This is a genomic window from Janthinobacterium rivuli (assembly GCF_009208735.1).
GTDB lineage: Bacteria > Pseudomonadota > Gammaproteobacteria > Burkholderiales > Burkholderiaceae_D > Janthinobacterium.
The window spans coordinates 93,165-113,620 of record NZ_WFLJ01000004.1 but is presented as its reverse complement, the minus strand read 5'-3'; the positions used below and the strand labels follow the sequence as shown (position 1 = coordinate 113,620).

16 protein-coding genes are annotated in these 20,456 nt (G+C 65.1%); 13 read left to right on the top strand and 3 right to left on the bottom strand.

Going from position 1 to position 20,456, the window contains the following annotated elements:
* Positions 1–21: 21 nt before the first annotated feature.
* Both tssG and tssF read right to left on the bottom strand, forming a co-directional pair.
* Positions 22–1,047: a type VI secretion system baseplate subunit TssG gene (tssG, locus tag GCN78_RS06610; protein ID WP_152250989.1), complete on the bottom strand. Its 1,026-nt coding sequence runs from the start codon at positions 1,045–1,047 to the stop codon at positions 22–24.
* Positions 1,011–2,816, bottom strand: a complete 1,806-nt coding sequence (tssF, locus tag GCN78_RS06605; protein ID WP_152250988.1) for a type VI secretion system baseplate subunit TssF — start codon at positions 2,814–2,816, stop codon at positions 1,011–1,013. The genes tssG and tssF overlap by 37 nt, the downstream gene beginning before the upstream one ends.
* Positions 2,817–2,989: 173 nt before the next feature.
* Between tssF and tssK the strand changes: the two genes are divergently transcribed.
* The 13 genes from tssK to GCN78_RS06540 all read left to right on the top strand — a co-directional run bounded on the left by tssK (position 2,990) and on the right by GCN78_RS06540 (position 19,750).
* Positions 2,990–4,336: a type VI secretion system baseplate subunit TssK gene (gene tssK / locus GCN78_RS06600; protein ID WP_152250987.1), complete on the top strand. Its 1,347-nt coding sequence runs from the start codon at positions 2,990–2,992 to the stop codon at positions 4,334–4,336.
* Between the two features lie 189 nt (positions 4,337–4,525).
* The gene (locus tag GCN78_RS06595) at positions 4,526–7,546 is read left to right on the top strand and encodes a sensor histidine kinase (protein ID WP_152250986.1); all 3,021 of its coding nucleotides are present in this window, start codon (positions 4,526–4,528) and stop codon (positions 7,544–7,546) included.
* Positions 7,543–9,708 (top strand): sensor histidine kinase, encoded by a 2,166-nt coding sequence (locus GCN78_RS06590; protein ID WP_152250985.1) that lies wholly within the window; start codon positions 7,543–7,545, stop codon positions 9,706–9,708. Before GCN78_RS06595 ends, GCN78_RS06590 begins: the two co-directional genes overlap by 4 nt.
* A 175-nt stretch (positions 9,709–9,883) precedes the next feature.
* Complete coding sequence (locus GCN78_RS06585; RefSeq protein ID WP_152250984.1) at positions 9,884–12,088, top strand: two-component system response regulator; 2,205 nt, start codon at positions 9,884–9,886, stop codon at positions 12,086–12,088.
* A gap of 39 nt (positions 12,089–12,127) precedes the next feature.
* Complete coding sequence (locus tag GCN78_RS06580) at positions 12,128–13,870, top strand: DUF885 domain-containing protein (protein WP_226939504.1); 1,743 nt, start codon at positions 12,128–12,130, stop codon at positions 13,868–13,870.
* Positions 13,871–14,065: 195 nt separating this feature from the next.
* Positions 14,066–14,932 carry an urease accessory protein UreD gene (locus tag GCN78_RS06575; protein ID WP_193316636.1) on the top strand — a complete coding sequence of 289 codons (867 nt, stop codon included), beginning with the start codon at positions 14,066–14,068 and terminating at the stop codon, positions 14,930–14,932.
* A gap of 25 nt (positions 14,933–14,957) precedes the next feature.
* A complete protein-coding gene (locus tag GCN78_RS06570; RefSeq protein WP_034751936.1) occupies positions 14,958–15,260 on the top strand; it encodes an urease subunit gamma in 303 nt (100 codons plus the stop codon).
* Between the two features lie 30 nt (positions 15,261–15,290).
* Positions 15,291–15,620, top strand: a complete 330-nt coding sequence (locus GCN78_RS06565; RefSeq protein WP_035819980.1) for an urease subunit beta — start codon at positions 15,291–15,293, stop codon at positions 15,618–15,620.
* Between the two features lies 1 nt (position 15,621).
* A complete protein-coding gene (gene ureC / locus GCN78_RS06560) occupies positions 15,622–17,322 on the top strand; it encodes an urease subunit alpha (RefSeq protein WP_152250983.1) in 1,701 nt (566 codons plus the stop codon).
* 13 nt (positions 17,323–17,335) lie between these two features.
* Positions 17,336–17,851 carry an urease accessory protein UreE gene (ureE, locus tag GCN78_RS06555; RefSeq protein WP_152250982.1) on the top strand — a complete coding sequence of 172 codons (516 nt, stop codon included), beginning with the start codon at positions 17,336–17,338 and terminating at the stop codon, positions 17,849–17,851.
* Complete coding sequence (locus GCN78_RS06550; protein WP_152251143.1) at positions 17,851–18,531, top strand: urease accessory protein UreF; 681 nt, start codon at positions 17,851–17,853, stop codon at positions 18,529–18,531. The genes ureE and GCN78_RS06550 overlap by 1 nt, the downstream gene beginning before the upstream one ends.
* 23 nt (positions 18,532–18,554) lie before the next feature.
* Positions 18,555–19,193 (top strand): urease accessory protein UreG, encoded by a 639-nt coding sequence (gene ureG, locus GCN78_RS06545; protein ID WP_152250981.1) that lies wholly within the window; start codon positions 18,555–18,557, stop codon positions 19,191–19,193.
* The gene (locus GCN78_RS06540; protein WP_226939503.1) at positions 19,190–19,750 is read left to right on the top strand and encodes a HupE/UreJ family protein; all 561 of its coding nucleotides are present in this window, start codon (positions 19,190–19,192) and stop codon (positions 19,748–19,750) included. The genes ureG and GCN78_RS06540 overlap by 4 nt, the downstream gene beginning before the upstream one ends.
* Here the strand turns inward: GCN78_RS06540 and GCN78_RS06535 are convergent.
* The gene (locus GCN78_RS06535) at positions 19,747–20,358 is read right to left on the bottom strand and encodes a 1-acyl-sn-glycerol-3-phosphate acyltransferase (RefSeq protein ID WP_152250980.1); all 612 of its coding nucleotides are present in this window, start codon (positions 20,356–20,358) and stop codon (positions 19,747–19,749) included. The genes GCN78_RS06540 and GCN78_RS06535 overlap by 4 nt on opposite strands.
* Between the last annotated feature and the right edge of the window lie 98 nt (positions 20,359–20,456).

The window sequence follows — 20,456 nt, the reverse complement described above, 5'->3', positions numbered from 1 at the left end:
CGCTTTTGAGATATGGATTGCTCAAGTCAGCTGCAGCAGATAACGCACTTCGGCGCCGCGTACCTCGCCTTGTGCCGTCCGCAGGAATGTCGTCCAGCCCAGGCGCCGTCTTTCTGAGGGCTTGGAGCTCAGGAGCAGGGGGGTAATGCATGGCGGACTCAATATCAGCCGTACTTCATATTGCAGGTCGGGTACACCAAACAGCGCCAGCATCTTTGACAGCGCCGCCGCGCCTGTGCTGCGCGGCAGGAAGCGTTGCAGGCCGGCGGGATCCAGCGGGCCGATATGCAGGCAGACGCGCATGTCCTGGCGCCACAGCCGCAGGCCAATAGTTGCGCCGCGCGCCAGGGTGAAGTTGGCACTGCCCAGCAGGCTGCGCCGATTTTTTTCCAGATAGTCCCAGCCACCGACAAATTGTTGCAGGGAAATCGGTACGCCGCAGTACTCGGCCAATACGGGGCCGATCGCTTGCGCGGAGACGGGGCGGCAGCGCAGCAGGCCCGCGTACCAGGCCGCAACATCCTGCGTCACGGTATCGGCTTCACCACGCGACGGCAGCGCAGTGCGCCGGACACCTGCCAGTGCCATCAGCAAAGGCAGTTGCTCATCTTGTGCCCGGGTTTCGAATGCTGACTCGATGCGATATTTTTCCCACGCCTGGTAATGCAGCGAAATCATGCGGTGCGAAAAGATATCGAGGAAGGCCGAGACGCCGGCGTCTTTGCTCGACAAACGGTAGGCGGCGATGCGTTCCGAATGGTGCAAGGGCAAGGTGCCGCCGACACCCAGAAAACGCATGAACGTCGGAGTCAGGCTCAGTTGTTCATTGTCATCGAGCGTGAGTTGTTCAATTTCACTGGCAGGAAAACTCAAGGACAAGCTGTTCTTGAAGCGCAACACCTGGCCGAAGGCTTGCGCATGGGACACGTTCTGCCGACGTAGCCAACACAGCAGAATACGCACCGCCTGCACGAATTGGTAGCGGTAGGGTTCGGCCAGCAAGTGGTGCACTACACCAGATTCTGCAATCCGCTTCTTGGTTTGCATCGGATCAGCACCTCTCCGCTTTGCAGTGACAGCACGACCAATTCGATGAAACTGTTGATTTGCACGTACAGCCCAAGGAAGTGATCGATCACCTGCACAAACAGGTGCATGCCGCTGCCGACGAACGCTTCCTCGTCCAGCGTGATGCGTACCTCCACGCCATGCGCCAGCGAGGTGCCGCGTCTGTGTCGCAGCCATGTCGTGGTGGGCGAGTGCGCCAGCGCGACGATGCCGCCGATCTGGCGCTGCGAGCTTGCCGACTGGGACAGGTCATACAGCGTCAGCATTTCTCGCAGGGCCGGCAGCCCCTCCTGGACCAGCGCGTGATGATTCAGCGTCAGGTGCGAAATCAGGCGCCAGTGCAGGCCCGCGCCCGGTGAAAAGCGGCGTGGCTGGCTGGGGCGCCGCAGCATGTGCAGTGCAGTTCCGCCGCCGCACGGTTGCAAGTCTCCCTGCTGCTGGCCGTATTTGAGCGATAGCGGCAGGTCGCGGTTGCTGCAGGTCAGCGACAATGACAGGCTGGCCTTTTCATGGATCAAGGGATTGAAGTCGCCATCGACCAGCGTGATTTTCTTTTCGTGACCAGGACTTTTGATGGCCAACGCCATGTCGTGGCGAACGACCCAGTAATGGCCCTGTTGCGCCGCGCCTTCGCCATGACGCAGGCTGTACAGCGGGCGAAATTCGGTCAGCGTGCTTTCGCCGCCGCGTTGGCGCAACAGACGCACCGCGTCGACATTGACGACTTCGTAGCCATGGGCATGGGTGGCATGGGCCAGCACGGAGTAGTCGGTTTTTTGCCGGGTCACGGCAATGGGCACGCCTTCCTGGCGGAAGAGGTTGATCGCCGGGCTGCAGCCCAGCTTCAGGTTTTCGCTGGAAATACTGGACAACATGCGCGCCGCGGCGGAATCGGGGCGCAGGCCTGCCATGCACAGATGCAGGGTAAAGCTCTTGCAACCAGGCGGCACGGCAGAACTCAGCGCCGCCATATCGATGTCAAAGAAATTGAATTTTTCCGGATACGCAAAATACTCGCTCAGGATGCGGTAGGCCGGCTGCGAACGGGCGCCGAAAGGTATCAAGGCATCCGTGTCGCCGAAGCCGACGGGCGTCACAGGCAAGGCGGGCAAGGCCATCCATTGCCCTGCGTCGGGTGACACAAACGCGCAGACTGTCTGCATGAACAAGGCATTGCGCAATGCGGCGGAAAACGACGCTTCGCCATCGATGAAAACGCGCAGGGAGACGGGCGGCGCATCGAGATGCCGGATACCGATGTTCAGCGAGGAGCTGGCCGACGCGGGCAGGCGTACGCCTGGCGGCGCCTTGATCATCGCATCGAAAACCGCGTTGTCCAGTACCGATGCCCCGCTCGTCATGTCGTAGGCCGTCTTGAAGCGGCAGCGCACGCCGCGCACCGGCGTTGCGTCCATTTCACTGCCGGCCGGGAGGTGCAATACGCCGGCCCCGGCCGCTGGAGGGGGCTGATGCACGATGGTGCACGATGGGACGGGGCGCAGATAATGGGGGAACAGGGCTTCGAACAAGGCTTCGGTAAATTGCGGATAGTCGTCATCGAGCCGCTTCGAGATGCGTGCCGCCAGCATGGCCACCGATTCGATCAAGTGTTCGACGTGCGGATCTTCGCAAGACTCGCCGGACATGTGCAATTTGCCGGCGATTCGCGGATAGCGTTCGGAGAACTCACGGCAATGTCGCCGCAGCATCACCAGCTCGCGCTCGAAATACGGCAGCAAATCCTCCATCTTTTTTCCTGTGTCTCTGCGGCGGAATGGCCAGTATCCGAGCGTTTGCTCAAAGGTAAATTGCGTTTGCGCAAATAATTGGACAGGGTTGCTGCGCAATATCAAGGACTTCCAAGCTGGCAACATCAGACTGGCTAGGCAGCATGATTCCAACGGTCAACATGGAGAACGCAATGACATTGCCGTCCAAATTACTTTGGTCCGAGGGCCTGGCCATCGGTCCCCAGCAATTCCAGCAGCTGGACCGCTACCATGAGGCGCGTCTGCAACGTCTGGCCTCGCTCATTAATCCACATTTGTGGGGCGTGCAGTGCATTCGCTGGAATGCGGATGCACTGGCCAACAATAGCTTGCGGGCGGACAGCATGTCGCTCGTCTTTCAGGATGGAGAGCTGTTTGAAGCGCCGCTTGGCGATGTATTGCCCGGTGCGGTTGACCTGTCCAAGCTGCCTTCCAGCGAACATGGTTTTACTTTTTATGCCGCGCTTCCGGCGCTGCAGGCACATGGCGGCAATGTGAGCACCGCAGGCGCGCGCTATGTCCAGGCGGATATCGAAACCCCGGACCTGTACAGCGAGGCAGTCAGCATAGCCGTGGCTTACCTGAAGAAACGCGTGCATCTGCTGTCGCAACTGGACCCCCTGCATGATTATCTTGCCATCCCGGTGATCCGCTTGTACCGCGCAGGCAATGGCGGCTTTGAAATCGACACCTCCTTCATCCCGCCTGGCCTGACCATCAGCGCCGAGTCTGCACTGCAGAAAATGCTCGATTCGCTGCTCGATCGCATGGGTGCGAAGATCGAGGCGCTATACGGCCGCCACCGTCAGCCTGGTAACAATACGGTGGAATTTCATGGCGGGGACGTTTCCTCGTTCTGGATGCTCCATACATTGAGCACGGCCAGCGCCACGCTCCGTCATTGCGCCAGTTACGGGCGCCACCATCCCGTGCATCTGTTTGAAAAATTGATGGCATTGGCGGGTGGCTTGATGACGTTTTCGAAAAAATACACACTGAGCGACTTGCCGGCTTATTGTCACGATGATGCGGCTCCCGGTTTCGGCAAGCTCGATGGCATCATTCGCGACTTGATCGATACCGTGCTCCTGTCGCGTTACTTCCCGATTGCGCTGGCCAACGACACGCAACAAAACACCCACTATCACGGCTTGCTCGATGCCAAGCGGATTGACCGTCAGACCGAACTCTGTCTTGCGGTAAACGCCGATATGCCGGCGCTGGAGCTGGTCGCCACAGTGCCGTTGCAGTTCAAGATTTCATCTCCGGACAATATCGACCTATTACTGAGCCGGGCACTTCCGGGGGCCGAGTTGCGCCATATGGCCCAGGTTCCTGCCGAGGTGCCAGTACGGCCCAATACGTATTACTTTTCGATCGATAACAAAGGCAGTATTTATGACAGCATGATCAAGGCCCAGGCGATTGCGATCTACGTGCCGTCCGGCATAAAAGGGCTGAGGCTGGAATTGTTCGGGATCAGCAGCACGGCCGCGTAACGGTGTGTGGCGTTGCGAGCGTACGTATCGTTAAAAGATTGCCCTAAGGAATGGACTTGCCCCTGCAGTTGACGTTATCATGTTTTTGTAAATGTCGGTGGCTGAGCAGTCAGCGCATAGTTGAAACATGGTGACAGGCGGGAGTGAGCATGGGCATGGCGAAGGATGCGTGAGGTGCCTGGCGGCGGGATGGGCAGGGCAGCGGTGCGCCGCTGCTGCCGCGCGTTGCTGCTGGTGTTCTGTGTTGCCGCGGCGCCTGCCGCCATGCCGGCCGCGCCGCAGCAGGGCCAGCGCGTGCTGTTCCTCAACGCCTACGATTACGGCCGCGCCGGCGTCGAATCGTACACGCGCACCTACGTCGCCGCCATGGCCGCGGCGGGACTTGCCAGCGAAGACATCATGGTCGAGCACCTGAACCTGAATACCCAGGGCGACCCGGCGCTGCGCAATGAGATGCGTGATTTGTTGCTTTTAAGATACACACAGATGATGGGGCGCAAGGCGGACCTGATCATCGCCATGCAGCAGCCGGCGCTCGATTTTTTGCTGTCGGACCTGGCGCCGCTGGCGCGCGGCGTGCCCGTGCTGGCGATCAACACCTCGGGCAAGGCCTTGCCGGCCGGCAGCCCCGCATCCATCTGGCAGCAAAAGGTGAACGTCGATTTTCCCGGTACCCTGGCGCAAGCCATGGCGCTGTTCCCGGAGACCAAGACCATCGTCATGGCCGTCGGCGCCAGCGAGGCCGACCAGGCCTTGAAGCGCGACATGCAGCAGGCGGCGCTGGCGTGGCAGGGCAAGGTGGCCATGCGCTATCTCGATGACCTGACCCTGGACCAGATGCGCGCGGCGGTGGCGCACTTGCCCGCCGATACGCTGCTGGTGGCGGGCAATGTCAACCGCGACGTGGACGGCAACCTCGCCACGCCCGTGCAATTCTCCACGCAACTGGCGCGGCTGGCCAATGTGCCCGTCTTCGGCATGTATAACGCGACGGTCGGCAAGGGCATCCTCGGCGGCTCCCTCCTGCATATCGAACAGGCCGCGCAGCAGGTGGCGCAGATGTCGCTGGCCGTATTGGCCGGCAAGGCGCCTGCCGCGCCGGGCGCCCTGCTGCCGCCGGCGCGCCCGGTGCCCATGTATGACTGGGATCAGCTGCAGCGCTGGGATGCGGACATCAGCCGGCTGCCGCCGCACACCCTGTTTTTCAACCGCCCGCCGCAGCTGTGGCATGAACACCGTGTCGCCGTGCTGTCGGTGGGCGCCGTGTTCCTCGCCATGGCGAGCCTGCTCAGCGCCTTGCTGCTGCAGCGCCGCCGTCTGCGCCGCGCCGAGAGTGATGCGCGCGAAAGCGAACAGCGCTTCCGCATCCTCGTCGAGCATGCGCCCGAAGCGATCGTCGTGTATGACCTGGACCAGGACCGCTTCATCGACGCCAACAGCAGCGCGCAGCGCATGCTGGGGATGTCGCGCGAAGCGCTGCTGGCGCGTGGGCCGTTCGACCTGTACACGGGCGAGCAACCCGACGGCCTGCCGCTGGGATTGATGATGGAAGAGCATCTGCGCCGCGCCATGCTGGGTGAGCCCATTCTGGTTGAGCGCAATGTGCGGCGCGCCGACGGCAGCGTCTTTCCCTGCGAAGTGCGGCTGGTGCGCCTGCCGATGGACGGACGGCGCCTGGTGCGCAGCGGCATCGTCGACATTTCCGAGCGCAAGCACAGCGAACAGGAGCTGCTCGGCTACCGCGACCATCTGGAGGAACTGGTGCAGCAGCGCACAGCGGCCCTGTCGGTGGCCGTCACCGAGGCCGAATCGGCGAACCGCGCAAAAAGCGTCTTCCTGGCCAACATGAGCCACGAATTGCGCACGCCCTTGAATTCCGTGATCGGCTTTTCGCAGATGATGGCCGATTCGAGCAGCATGTTCGAGGAAGAAAAGCACAACCTGGCGATCATCAACCGCGCCGGCCATCATTTGCTGACCTTGATCAACGATATCCTGGAATTGTCGAAAATCGAGGCGGGCCGCATGCAGCTGCAAGCGGGGCCCGTGGACTTGAATGGCTTGCTCGACGAAATGCTCGAGATGGTGCGCATGCGTTCGAGCGACCAGGGCATCGCGCTGCGGCTCGAGCGCGACGGCGTGCCGCCGCTGGTGCGGCTCGACGGCGCCAAGCTGCGCCAGGTGCTGTTGAATTTGCTGTCGAACGCGCTCAAGTTCATCGAGCAGGGCAGCGTGACCCTGTCGCTGGCCTGCCGGACGGACGGCGATGGGCAAGCGGCGCTGGCGTTTGCCGTGCGCGACACGGGCAGCGGCATCGCGGAAGAAGACCTGGAACGCATCTTTGAACCGTTCGTGCAGGCCGACAGCGCGGTGGCGCAGGCCGGCACGGGCCTGGGGCTGACCATCTCGCGCGAGTTCGTGCGCCTGATGGGGGGTGAACTGCGCGTCGAATCGACCTTGGGTGCCGGCTCCCGCTTCAGTTTCGAGCTGCGCGCGCCGCTGCTGCAGCAAGCGGCCGTCGCGGCGCTGGCGCCAGGCCGCGTGGCGCGCCTGCCATCGGCCCAGCGCGGGCGCATGGTGCTGCTGGTCGACGATGACGACAACTGCCGCAAGCTGCTGGCCGGCTTGCTGGCGCCGCTGGGTTTCCAGCTGCAGGAGGCGGCCGGCGGCGTGCAGGCGCAAGCCATGCTGGCGGCGCAGCGCTACGACATGGTGCTCAGCGACTGGCGCATGCCGGACGTGGACGGCCTGGCGCTGACGCGCTGGCTGCGCGCGCAGCCGGCACTGGTGCAGCCGCGCCTGGTGATCATGACCGCCTCCGCCTTCGAGGAGGAAAAGCAGGAGGCGCTGGCTGCCGGCGCCGACGGCTTCCTGCGCAAACCGATCGAGCAGGAACACCTGTTCGCCATGCTGGAGCAGCAGCTGGGCGTGCGTTTCCAGCGCACCGCCGCCACGCCGCCGCGCGTGCCGGTGGTCGCCTTTGACCTGCAGCAGGAACTGGGCCAGCTGGGCGCGGCCGAGCGGCAGGTGCTGCTCGAATCCGTGCATGCCCTCGATTTGCGGCGCAGCGCCATCGTGCTGGCCGGCGTCGCGACCAGCCTGCCGCAGCTGGCCGCGCATATCGCCGCCATGCTGGAACAGCATCAATACCAGCCGCTGTGCGCCTTGCTGGCGCAGCTGGCCAGCGAGCCGCAGGGCGAAGACGCATGACGATGCGCGCTTCCAGCGGCGCGCGCCTGGGCGGCGTGTCCATCGTGCTGGCCGTCAGCGTGACGCTGACCTTCGTCGTCACCGCGCTGCTGCTGGTGTTTGCCGTGCTGTTTTACCAGTCCGAACGCGAGCAGCGCTGGCAGCAGCTGCATCGCAGCCTGGCCGTCAGTGCGGACCAGCTGGCCGTGGCCATCGAACTGCCCTTGTGGAATCTCGATGAAAAGCAGATGCAGGCCATCATGCGCAGCACGCTGGGCAAGCGCGATCTGGTGGCCAGCTCCCTGACGCCGGGCATCGGCAAGGAAGCGCTGGTGCTGCGCCGCACGGCCACTGGCGCCATCGGCAGTTTCTCGTCGCTGTCCGCCGAACCTGGCTGGCTGGTGCAGCGGCGCCCCGTGACGATGGGCGGGCAAGTCATCGGCAGCGTGGCCGTGTATGCGACGCCGGCCCTGCTGCACGCGCAGCTGCGGCAGCGCGCATTGGGCATCGGCGCCATGATCGTGGCGCTCGACGTGATCCTGGTGGCCAGCATCTGGCTGCTGATGTGGTGTCTGATGCTCAAGCCCCTGAAGGCGATCGGCCAGTATGCGGCAGGCGTCCAGGCAGGGCAGGGCGAGGCGTTCGGCACGCCGCCGAAAGCGTGGTTCCTGGGCGAGCTGCGCACGCTGTACCGTTCCATCCGCGACATGGTGGCGCTGCTCGACAGCCGCTACCGCGCCTTGCAGCGCAGCGAGGAACGCGTGCAGATGGCCACCGGCGCGGCCAGCATCGGCATCTGGGACTGGAACGTCGTCAGCGACGCCTTGCAATGGGATGAACAGATGTACGCGCAGTTCAGGGCCGATGCCGACAGCACCATGGCGCCGGCGGCCATCTGGCGCGCGGCGCTGATGCCGGACGACGTGCCGGCCGCCAAGCAGGCCCTGCGCGCCGCACTGGGCGCCGGGCAGGCGTTCACGCACGAATACCGCATCCTGTGGCCCGATGGCGCCATCCGCTACATCAAGGCCGACGCCGTGATCTTCCGCGACGGCCAGGGCCAGCCCATGCGCCTGGTGGGCTCGAACTATGACATCACGGCGCACCGCGAGGCCGAACTGGAACTGCTGCGCCACCGTCACCACCTGGAAGAACTGGTGGCCGAACGCACGAGCGCCCTGTCGGTGGCCGTCAGCCAGGCGCAGGCGGCGAACCGCGCCAAGAGCACCTTCCTGGCCAACATGAGCCATGAACTGCGCACGCCCTTGAATTCCGTGATCGGCTTTTCGCGCCTGATGGCCGCCTCGCCGCACATGCAGGACGATGAAAAGCGCAACCTGGCCATCATCCACCGCTCCGGCAACCATTTGCTCACCCTGATCAATGAAATCCTCGAACTGTCGAAGGGCGAGGCGGGGCGCCTGCACGCGCAGACGGCCGTGGTGGCGCTGGCGCCGCTGCTGCAGGAAGTGATGGACATGCTGGGCATGCGCGCCGAGCAGCAAGGGCTGGCCTTGCGCCTCGATTGCGCGGACCTGCCGGCGGCCGTGATGCTCGACGCGACGCGCCTGCGCCAGGTGCTGCTGAATCTGATGTCGAACGCCGTCAAGTTTGCCGGCGGCGGCGAGGTCACCTTGCGCGTGCGCGGAGAATGGCGCGATGGCGATCAATGGATGCTGGCGTTCGCCGTCAGCGACATGGGCATCGGCATCGCCCCGGAAGACCAGCAGCGCATCTTCGAACCCTTCGTGCAGGCCGACAGCGCGGGACCGAAGGATGGCACGGGCCTGGGCCTGGCCATCTCGCGCGAATTCGTGCAATTGATGAAAGGCGAACTGACGGTGGAGTCCATGCCGGGGCAGGGCGCCACCTTCCGCTTCAGCATTCCCGCGCAGGCGGCCGAGGCGCCCGTGCAGGTGTCCATGCCGCTGCCGGTGGCGCCGGCGCCCGAGGCGCCGCCGGCACTGCGGGCGCAAGACTTGCTGTTGCTGGCCGGGGAAGAGCGCGCGGCCTTGCTGGTGGCGCTGCGTGAATTGAATCTGGCCAGGGTGGCATTGCTGCTGGCTGCCCTGCCGCCGGCGGCGGCACCCGTGCTGGCGCCGCTGCAAGCCATGCTCGACCAGCATCAGTACCGCCAGCTGTGCGACTTGCTGGAGAACGAGGGGGTACTGGCGCACGCTTGAAAAGTGTGGGCTGACAACATCGGATTGACTGAAAAGACGGACTAAGTGCCGCCGATGGATGGTGCTAAATTGCAATAAAGATTATGATGATAGTACGTAGTTCATCGCAAAGAAATGTCTTGTCCAGCGCGGCAACCGACCGCCGCGCCTCATCCAAAGCTGAGAGAACTGCTACATGCACCGCGATTTTTCCGAAGTGAATGCTAAGGGCGAAGTACTGATCGTTGAAGATACACCGGCTTCGCTGAAGCTGTTGAGCGATTTGCTGGGCGGCGCCGGCTATGCGGTGCGCCAGGCGCCGAACGGCGAACTGGCCCTGTGGACGGCCCAGGCGCGCCCGCCGGAGCTGATCCTGCTTGACGTGCGCATGCCGGGCCTCGACGGCTTTGAAGTGTGCCGGCGCCTGAAGGAGATACCGTCCCTGCGCCAGGTGCCGGTGATCTTCCTGTCGGCCCAATACGATACGGACGACAAGGTGCGCGGCTTCGCGCTGGGCGCCGTCGACTTTATCGCCAAACCCTTCCAGGCCGAGGAAATCCTCGCCCGCACGGACGCCCACGTGCGCCTGGCGCGGGCGCAGCTGCAGCTGGCGCAGGAGCGCGCCAACCTGGAGCGGCGCGTGGCCGAACGCACGGCCGAACTGGAACAGGTGGCCAGCACCTTGGCGCGCGAAGTGCAGATCCGCCGCGCCAATGAAGAATTGCTGCGCCTGTCGGGCCAGGTCTTCGAGGCGACGCAGGACGCCATCCTGATCACGGATCCGACCGGCATCATCGTCACGGCCAATCCCGCCTTCACGCGCATCACCGGCTACGCGGCGCAGGAAGTGGTGGGCACGGACATCCTGCGCCTGCACGCCGAACACACGGGCGAAGCGGTGCTGCAGGCCATGCGCCAGGGCTTGCGCAGCAGCGGCTGCTGGTCGGGCGAGGTGCAGACGCGGCGCAAGAGCGGCGACACCTATCCCTGCCTGCTCAGCGCCTCCACCGTGCACGGCCCGGACGGCGCCGTCGTCAACTACATCGGCGTCTTCCTCGACATCAGCGAGCGCAAGGCCGAGCAGCATCTGATCGATTTCCTTTCCTACCACGACGCGCTGACCGGCTTGCCGAACCGCGTGCTGCTGCGCGAGCGCTTCGAACAGGCGCGCGCGAACGCCGTGCGCGACAGCCAGCAGGTGGTGCTGATGTGCCTGGACCTGGACCGCTTCAAGAACATTAACGATTCGCACGGCCAGGCCGTGGGCGACAAGGCGCTGCAGGTGGTGGCGCGCTTCCTGTCCGGCTGCGTGCGCGAAGGCGACACGGTGGTGCGCCAGGGCGGCGACGAGTTCCAGATCCTGCTGCAGGACGATGCGATGTTGGGCCGCACGCTGGCGCTGGCGCAAACCATCCTGGCCGGTTTGCGCGAAGAGCTCAGCGTCGATGGCGAGCGCCTGGCGCTGACGACCAGCATCGGCATCGCCATGTGCCCTGCCGACGGCGACAGCCTCGACGACGTGCTGCGCCACGCCGACACGGCCCTGGTGCGCGCCAAGGAAATGGGGCGTGACCATTACGCCTTCTTCACGGAGCGCATGGGCAGCGACATCCGCGCCCGCCTGGCCATGCAGCAGCAACTGCGCGGCGCCATCGGCCGCGATGAATTCGAAGTGCACTACCAGCCGCAGATGTGCTTGCGCACGGGCGCCTTGCTGGGCGCGGAAGCCTTGCTGCGCTGGGAAAATCCGGTGCTGGGCAAGGTGCCGCCCGGCCTGTTCATCGCCCTGGCCGAGGAATACGGCTCGATCACGGCCATCGGCGAATGGGTGCTCGAAAGCGTCTGCGCGCAGATCCGCGCCTGGCACGACGCGGGCCTGGGCAGCATCAAGGTGGCCGTCAACCTGTCCGGCAAACAGTTCGCACAGGACCGCACGGTGCCTTTCGTCGAGGCGACCTTGCGCAAATACGGCATCGCGCCCGCCTGCCTGGGGATCGAGATCACGGAAAGCACGGTGATGGGCGACCCGGACAAGGCGGTGGCGGCGCTGACGCGCCTGAAGGATATCGGCGTGGGCATTTCGCTCGACGACTTCGGCACCGGCTATTCCAGCCTCGGCTACCTGAAACGCTTTCCCATCGACGTGCTGAAGATCGACAAATCCTTCGTCGACGACGTCACCACCAGCAGCAGCGACGCGGCCATCGCCCGTTCCGTCATCTCGCTGGCGCACAACCTGGACATGCGCGTCATCGCCGAGGGCGTCGAGACGCGCGAGCAGGTGGATTTCCTGACGGAGCACGGCTGCGACGAGATGCAGGGTTATTATTTCAGCCGTCCCTTGCCGGCGGACGCTTTCACGGTGCTGCTGCGCGAAAAAAGGATGCTGTCGCCGGCGTGAGCGGGTATGCTGGCTCTTTTTCTTTTGGGCAAGTATTCCGTGAAAAGACTGATTCCCGCGCTATTGGGCGCATGCATGCTGTTCAGCGGCGCCGCCTTGGCCGCTTCCGCCACCGTGTTGCCTGCGGGCGCCGCCGGCCAGTTCCAGCAGATTTACAGCGCGGAATGGCAATGGCGCCAGGCGCAGAGGCTCGATGCCGACGCCACGCTGCCGCGCGTGGACGCCGCCACGCAGGAGACGCGGCACGCCTACTGGGAGCGCGTGCTGGCGCAGCTCGACGCGCTCGACGCGGCCAGCCTGCAGGGCGAGGATGGCGTCAATTTTGCCGTCTACCGCGCGCAGGTGGCCGCCTTGCTGGCGGCGCAGCAGTTCCGCGAATACGAGCGGCCCCTCAATGCCGACACGGCTTTCTGGAATGAGCTGGCGTACGCGGCCCGCAAGCCGCGCCGCACCAGCGCCGACTACCGCGCCTACCTCGCGCAGCTCAATGACGTGCCGCGCTATTTCGGCGAGCAGATGGAGAATATGCGCGCCGGCCTGCGGCGCGGCTTCACGCCGCCCCGCGTGACCCTGGCCGGGCGCGAGCAGGCGCTGGCCGATGTGGCCCACGCGGCCGATGCGCGTGCCACCCTGTACTACCAGCCCTTCCTGCAGCTGCCGGCCAGCATGCCCGAACAGGAGCAGTCGGCCCTGCGCGCGGCCGCCGTGCAAGCCATCCGCGACGCCGTCATGCCGGCCTTTGGCGAGCTGCTGGCCTTCATGCGCGACGTGTACATTCCCGGCGCGGGCACGACCCTGGCGGCGGAACGCCTGCCCGACGGCAAGGCCTACTACCAGTCGAAGATCACGGAATTTACCACCACGGCCCTGAGCGCGGCGCAGATCCACGCCATCGGCCTGCGGGAGATGGCGCAGATCCGCGCCGAGATGGATGCCACCATCGCCAAGACGGGCTTCCGGGGTGACTTTGCCGCCTTCCTGCAATTCTTGCGCAGCGATCCGCAGTTCTATGCGCGCACGCCGCAGGAGCTGCTGATGCGCTCGGCCTGGGTGGCGAAAAAGTTCGACGCCAAGGCGGCGCAGTATTTCGGCTACCTGCCGCGCCAGCGCTTCGCCATCATTCCCGTGCCGGACGAGCAGGCGCCCCATTACACGTCGGGCCGCGGCGGCCCGGGCGTCTACCTGGTCAACACCCATGACTTGCCGTCACGGCCCCTGTACAGCATGCCGGCCCTGACCCTGCACGAATCGGCGCCCGGCCACGCCTTCCAGATGCCGGTGGCGCTGGAACAGAAGGGGCGGCCGGAATTTCGCCGCGCGTATATCTCCGCGTATGGCGAAGGCTGGGCCCTGTATTGCGAGCGCCTCGGCGTCGAGATGGGCATCTACGAGAATGCCTATGAAACCTTCGGCATGCTCAGCTACCAGGCCTGGCGCGCCGCGCGCCTGGTGGTCGACACGGGCATCCATGCGCAGGACTGGACGCGCGCGCAGGCGCAGGCCTACCTGCACGACAATACCGCGCTGTCCGCGCATGAAATCGAGACGGAGGTGGACCGCTACATTTCCTGGCCGGGCCAGGCGCTGTCGTATTACCTGGGCGAGATGGCCATCCTCGACGGCCGCCGCAAGGCGGAAACGGCGCTGGGCGAGCGCTTCGACATCCGCGCCTTCCACGACATGCTGCTGGAAATGGGGTCCGTGCCGCTGCCCGTGCTGGAACGGCGCATCGACGGCTTCATCGCCGACGGCGGCAAGAGTCCCTACCTGGCGGCGCCGTGACGGCGTAGCGCACGCCGCGCGGCCAGTGCACCAAGGTGGTGCGCTGGCCGCGCGCTGGTCACGCACGTGTGACTTTGAAGTGCACGATTCTCACTTTCCCATTCCTTGACGGTGCGCCGCACCGTCCAATATTGGCCTCCTTCGTTACTGGCACATTTTCTGCTTTGTTGATCGTTATTTACACGATCGCAGCGCATGCCAGACAGTCTCCCCCTCGCAAGGCTTCCCGATGCCGGCGCGTACAGCGCCTGGCAGGCGCAGCTGCGCCTGGGCTTTGCGCTGCACGATGGCGTCAGCCGCCTCGTCGAGCGCACGCACAGCGGCCCTTTGCGCGTGCAAAAGCCCCTGTATCCGGAGGGCGATGGCGTCTGCCACGCCATCATCATCCATCCGCCCGGCGGCGTGGTGGGCGGCGACCAGCTGGCCGTCGACGTCACGGTGGGCGAGGGCGCGCATGCCTTGCTTACCTCTCCGGGCGCCGCCAAATGGTACCGCGCCAACGGCCACGTCTCGGGCCAGCACCTTGTGCTGCGCGCGGGCAGGGGCGCGGCCATCGAGTGGCTGCCGCAGGAGAGCATCTTTTTCGACCAGGCTTGCGTGCGCCTGCGCCACGAGGTGGAACTGGCGGCCGACGCCGGCTACATCGGCTGCGACATCGTCTGCCTGGGGCGCAGCGCCTCGGGCGAAATGTTCAACACGGGCAGCATCGGCCAGCAGGTGCAGATCCGCCGCGGCGGCAGGCTGCTGTGGTGGGAGCAGGGCGAGCTGGCCGGCGGCGGCGCCCTGATGGCCAGTCCGCTGGGACTGGGGGGACACACGGTGTGCGCCACCCTGATCGCCGTCGGTACGCCCGTATCGGCCGCCGTGCTGGCCGCCGTGCGCGAGATCGCCGTGCCGGCCGGCGCCGCGTTTGGCGCCACGCACATGAAAGCGCTGGTGGTGGTGCGCCTGCTGTGCGGCGACAGCGAGGCGGCGCGCCGCGTCATGCTGGCCGCCTGGCAGTTGCTGCGCCCCGCCATGCTGGGACGCGACGCCGTCGTGCCCCGCATCTGGAACACTTAATCAGGAAAGAAGCGCAAGGAAAACCATGGACCTGACTCCCCGAGAAAAAGACAAGCTGCTCATTTTTACGGCCGCGCTGCTGGCCGAACGGCGCCTGGCGCGCGGATTGAAATTGAATTATCCGGAAGCGGTGGCCCTGATCAGCGCGGCCATCATGGAAGGGGCGCGCGACGGCAAATCCGTGGCGCAGCTGATGTCGGACGGGACGAAAATCCTCTCGCGCGCCGACGTCATGGATGGCATCGCCGAGATGATCCCCGACATCCAGGTGGAAGCGACCTTCCCCGATGGCAGCAAGCTGGTGACCGTGCACCACCCGATACCGTAATCAACCAAGCGACATTGACAGGAGCCCCTCATGACCCCAGGCGAATACCAATTGGAAGAAGGTGAAATCAGCTTGAATGCCGGGCGCGCCACGGCCACCGTGGTGGTGGCCAACCGGGGCGATCGGCCGATCCAGGTCGGCTCGCACTTTCACTTTTTCGAGGTCAATCCGGCGCTGGCCTTCGAGCGCTGGCGCGCTTACGGCATGCGCCTGAACATCACTGCCGGCACGGCCGTGCGCTTCGAGCCAGGCCAGCAGCGCACGGTGGAACTGGTGGCGCTGGCGGGCGAGCGCAAGGTCTACGGCTTCAATGGCGCAGTGATGGGCGAACTGCAAGACACTCCACCGGGAAAGGATTGAGATGGCCAGCATTCCCCGCAGCGCGTATGCCGAGATGTTCGGCCCCACCAAGGGCGACCGCATCCGCCTGGCCGACACGGAACTGTTCATCGAGATCGAGCATGACTACGCGATCTATGGCGAAGAGGTGAAATTCGGCGGCGGCAAGGTGATCCGCGACGGCATGGGCCAGTCGCAGCGCTGCGCGGCCGAGGTGATGGACACCGTCATCACGAATGCCGTCATCCTCGACCACTGGGGCATCGTGAAAGCCGACATCGGCCTGAAAAACGGCCTGATTTTCGGCATCGGCAAGGCGGGCAACCCGGACATCCAGCCCGGCGTCACCCTGGCCATCGGCGGCGCGACCGAGATCATCGCGGGCGAAGGCCTGATCGTCACGGCCGGCGGCGTCGACACGCATATCCACTTCATCTGCCCGCAGCAGATCGAGGAAGCCTTGATGAGCGGCGTGACCACCATGCTGGGCGGCGGCACGGGACCGGCCGTCGGCACGGCCGCCACCACGTGCACGCCGGGGCCCTGGCATTTGCACGCCATGCTGGCGGCGGCCGACGCCTTCCCGATGAACCTGGGCTTCATGGGCAAGGGTAACGTCAGCCTGCCGCTGCCGCTGGAAGAACAGGTGCGCGCGGGCGCCATCGGCCTGAAACTGCACGAAGACTGGGGCAGCACGCCGGCCGCCATCGACAACTGCCTGTCCGTCGCGGACCGCATGGATATCCAGGTGGCGCTGCACAGCGATACCCTCAACGAAGGCGGTTTTCTCGAGCATACGCTGGCCGCCTTCAAGGACCGCACCATCCACACGTTTCATACGGAAGGGGCGGGTGGCGGCCATGCGCCCGACATTATCGCCGCCGTGGGGCAGGCCAACGTGCTGCCGTCGTCGACGAATCCGACGCGCCCGTTCACCGTCAACACGCTCGACGAGCACCTGGACATGCTGATGGTGTGCCACCACCTGGATCCGGCCATTGCCGAAGACGTGGCGTTCGCCGAGTCGCGCATCCGCCGCGAAACCATCGCCGCGGAGGATATCCTGCACGACATCGGCGCCATTTCCATGATGTCGTCCGACTCGCAGGCGATGGGGCGCGTGGGCGAGGTGATCATGCGCACCTGGCAGACGGCGCACAAGATGAAGGTGCAGCGGGGCGCGCTGGCGCCCGACACGGCGCGCAGCGACAACTTCCGCGCCAAGCGCTACATCGCCAAGTACACGATCAACCCGGCCATCACGCATGGGATATCGCACGTGGTGGGCTCGATCGAAGCGGGCAAGATCGCCGACATCGTGCTGTGGAAGCCGGCCTTCTTCGGCGTCAAGCCGTCGATGATTTTAAAAGGCGGCATGATCGCCGCTGCGCAGATGGGCGACCCGAACGCGTCGATTCCCACGCCGCAGCCCGTGCATTACCGCATGATGTTCGGCGCCTTCGGCGGCGGCCTGAAAAAGTCGTTTACGTTCGTCTCGCAGGCGGCCTACGAGCTCGATATCGGGCATCAGCTCAAACTCAATAAATCCGTCATCGCCGTGAAGAACATGCGCGGCTTGCGCAAGGCCGACATGATCCACAACGGCGCCACGCCGCACATGGAAGTGGACCCGGAAACCTATGCCGTGCGCGCCGACGGCCAGCTGCTCGTGTGCGAGGCGGCCGCCGTGCTGCCGATGGCGCAGCGTTATTTTCTATTTTAAGCGGGAGACAAGCATGCTCACTTTGCATACCAAATTAGGTCCCGACGATGGGCGGGCGCCCACCGCGCAACTGGTCCTGCCCTACGACCAACGCGAAAAATGCCGCTTGCGCGCCGTGCTGTCGAATGGCGACGACGTCGCCGTGTTCACCGTGCGCGGCACGGTGCTGCGCGACGGCGAACGCATGACGGGACCGGATGGCCAGGTGGTGCAGATCGTCGCCGCGCGCGAGCCGACCTACCTGGTGCGCTGCGCGGATGCGCACACCCTGCTGCGCTGCGCTTTCCACCTGGGCAATCGCCATACGCAGGCGCAGGTGGGCGACGGCTTTTTGCGCATCCGCAAGGACGTGGTGCTCAAGGAGATGCTGGAAGGTTTACAGGCGACTGTGACGGAAGAAAACGCGCCGTTCGAGCCCGAGGCGGGCGCGTATGGCGGCGGCCATGGCCACCACGATGGCCAAGGTCAGCATTTGCTGGCGCCCGTGCCGCTGCGGCAGAAGATCCACCGTCCCGGCGATACCGCATGATGCAGGCGTCGGCCCTGCTGCATTTGCTGCAGTTCGCCAGCCCGGCCCTGCCGATCGGCGCCTACAGCTATTCGCAGGGGCTGGAAGCGGCGCTGGAATCGGGCCGGGTGAACGACGCGGCCACGGCGCGAGACTGGATCGCCGAACATTTGACCTTGGTGGTGGCGCGCTGGGAAGCACCCCTGTGCTGGCGCCTGATGCAGGCGTTCGCAGCGCAGGATCTGCACGCCGTGCAGCGCTGGAGCGAGCGTTTCATCGCTTCGCGCGACACGGCGGAATTTCGCGCCGAAACCATCCAGATGGGCTATTCGCTGACCAAGCTCCTGGCCGAGCTGGGCGTGGCCGACGGCGTCTTGATCGACATGCTGCAGGGCCTGCCGGAAGTGGCGCTGCCCACGGCCTATGCCTGCGCCGTGGCGGCGCTGGCGATTCCGCGCGAAGAGGCGCTGCTGGCCATGCTGTTCGCGTGGGCGGAAAACCAGGTGCTCGTCTGCGTGAAATCCGTGCCGCTGGGGCAGGTGGCGGGCCAGCGCCTGCTGCTGTCGCTGCGGCCGGATCTGGAAGCGGTGGCCCTCACGGCGCAAACCTTGCAGGACGACGCAATGGGCAACTGGGCGCCCGGCCTGTCGCTGCTGTCGATGCGGCACGAAGTGCAGTACAGCCGGCTGTATCGTTCCTGAACACTACAACGAGAGACTACAACATGACATCGATCACTTCCAATCCGCTGCGCGTGGGCATCGGCGGGCCCGTCGGCTCGGGCAAGACGGCCCTGTGCGAAATGCTGTGCAAGGGCATGCGCGAGCGCTACGACATGGCCGTCATCACGAATGACATCTATACCAAGGAAGACATGGAAATCCTGCTGCGCGCGGACGCCTTGCCGGCCGAGCGCCTGATGGGCGTGGAAACGGGCGGTTGCCCGCACACGGCCATCCGCGAAGACGCGTCCATCAACCTGGAAGCGATCGCCCGCATGCAGGCCGATTTTCCCGACCTCGATTTGATCCTGGTCGAATCGGGCGGCGACAACCTGGCCGCCACCTTCAGCCCGGAATTGTCGGATTTGACGATTTACGTGATCGACGTGGCCGGCGGCGAAAAGATCCCGCGCAAGGGCGGGCCCGGCATCACGCGCTCCGATTTGCTGATCATCAACAAGACGGATCTGGCGCCCTACGTGGGCGCCAACCTGGACGTGATGGCGCAGGACGCCAAGCGCATGCGCGGCGAGCGCCCCTTCGTGTTTACCAACCTGCGCAGCGGCGACGGCGTGCAGGTCGTCATCGATTTTATCCGCGAGCAAGGTTTGCTCGATCAACCAGGCAAGGAGCCGCAATGAGCGCAAGACTGATGAAGAAAACGGCCGCCGTGGCGGCGCTGTGCCTGCTGGCCTTGCCCGCCATGGCCCACCCCGGTCATGGCGAGAGCGCCGGCTTCCTGGCCGGTTTCGCCCATCCGTTGTCGGGCGTCGACCATTTGCTGGCCATGCTGGGCGTGGGCATCTGGGGCGGCCAGCAGCGCGGCGGCTGGGCCCAGCCCGCCACTTTCCTCGGCATGATGCTGCTGGGCGCGCTGGCCGGCATGGCGGGCTTGACGGTGCCGGGGCTGGAAACGGGTATCGCCGCCACGGTGGCGCTGGTGGGGCTGGCCATCGCGCTGGCGCTGGCCTTGCCAAGCTGGCTCGGCATGGGATTGGTGGGTCTGTTCGCGCTGGCGCATGGCAATGCACATGGCCAGGAATTGCCGGCGACAGCGGCCGCGTGCGGCTTCATGCTGGCCTCGGCGGTCCTGCTGTGCGCGGGACGTTTCATCGGCCAGGTGCTGGCCGAGCGCATGCTGCGTGGGGCCGGCGTGGCCTTGACGGCCGCCGGCGTGGTGTTGCTGGGGCTAGCTTAAGCGCCAGGGCGCTTGTCGGACAGCACAATGGGCGCCGCCTTTTCAGGGTGCAAGCCCTGGTGGCCCGCATACACGGCGGCGATGGCCGCCATGTCGGCCTCCTTGTCCCCCGTCAAATATAAATGGTCGACGACGCCCAGCACCTTGTTCGGGTAGTCGATATACACGAGCAACAGCGGCACCTTGGCCGCCAGGGCCAGGTGATAAAAGCCGCTTTTCCAGTTCGGCCGGTAGCTGCGCGTCGCTTCCGGCGTGATCGCCAGCCAGTACCAGTCGGCGGCCAGCATGCGTTCGGCCTGGCGCCCGATGGTGCCGCTGGTGGTGCTGCGGTCGACGGGTTCGCCGCCCAGGTAGCGCAGCACCTTGCCCATCGGGCCGCGGAACAGGGAATCCTTGGCCAGCCAGCGGAAAGGCAAGGACAGCGCCCATTTGCCGAACAAGCCCACCATGAAATCCCAGTTGGACGTGTGCGGGTAGACGACGGCGATGCCGCGCGGACCCGGCAAGGGGCGAAAGCGCATGCGCCAGCCAAACAGGTGCAGCACGCGCAGCGCGCAGCGCTGATGCCAGGTCGGCAAGTCGCCCGCTTGTACAAATAAATCGTCCATTGATACCCTTCAGTGACACTATTCTTAATGGGATGGCGCTGGTGGCCATTTTCCTTGAAGCAAAATTCTGCGCAGGCATTCTATACGGGGCTGGCGAT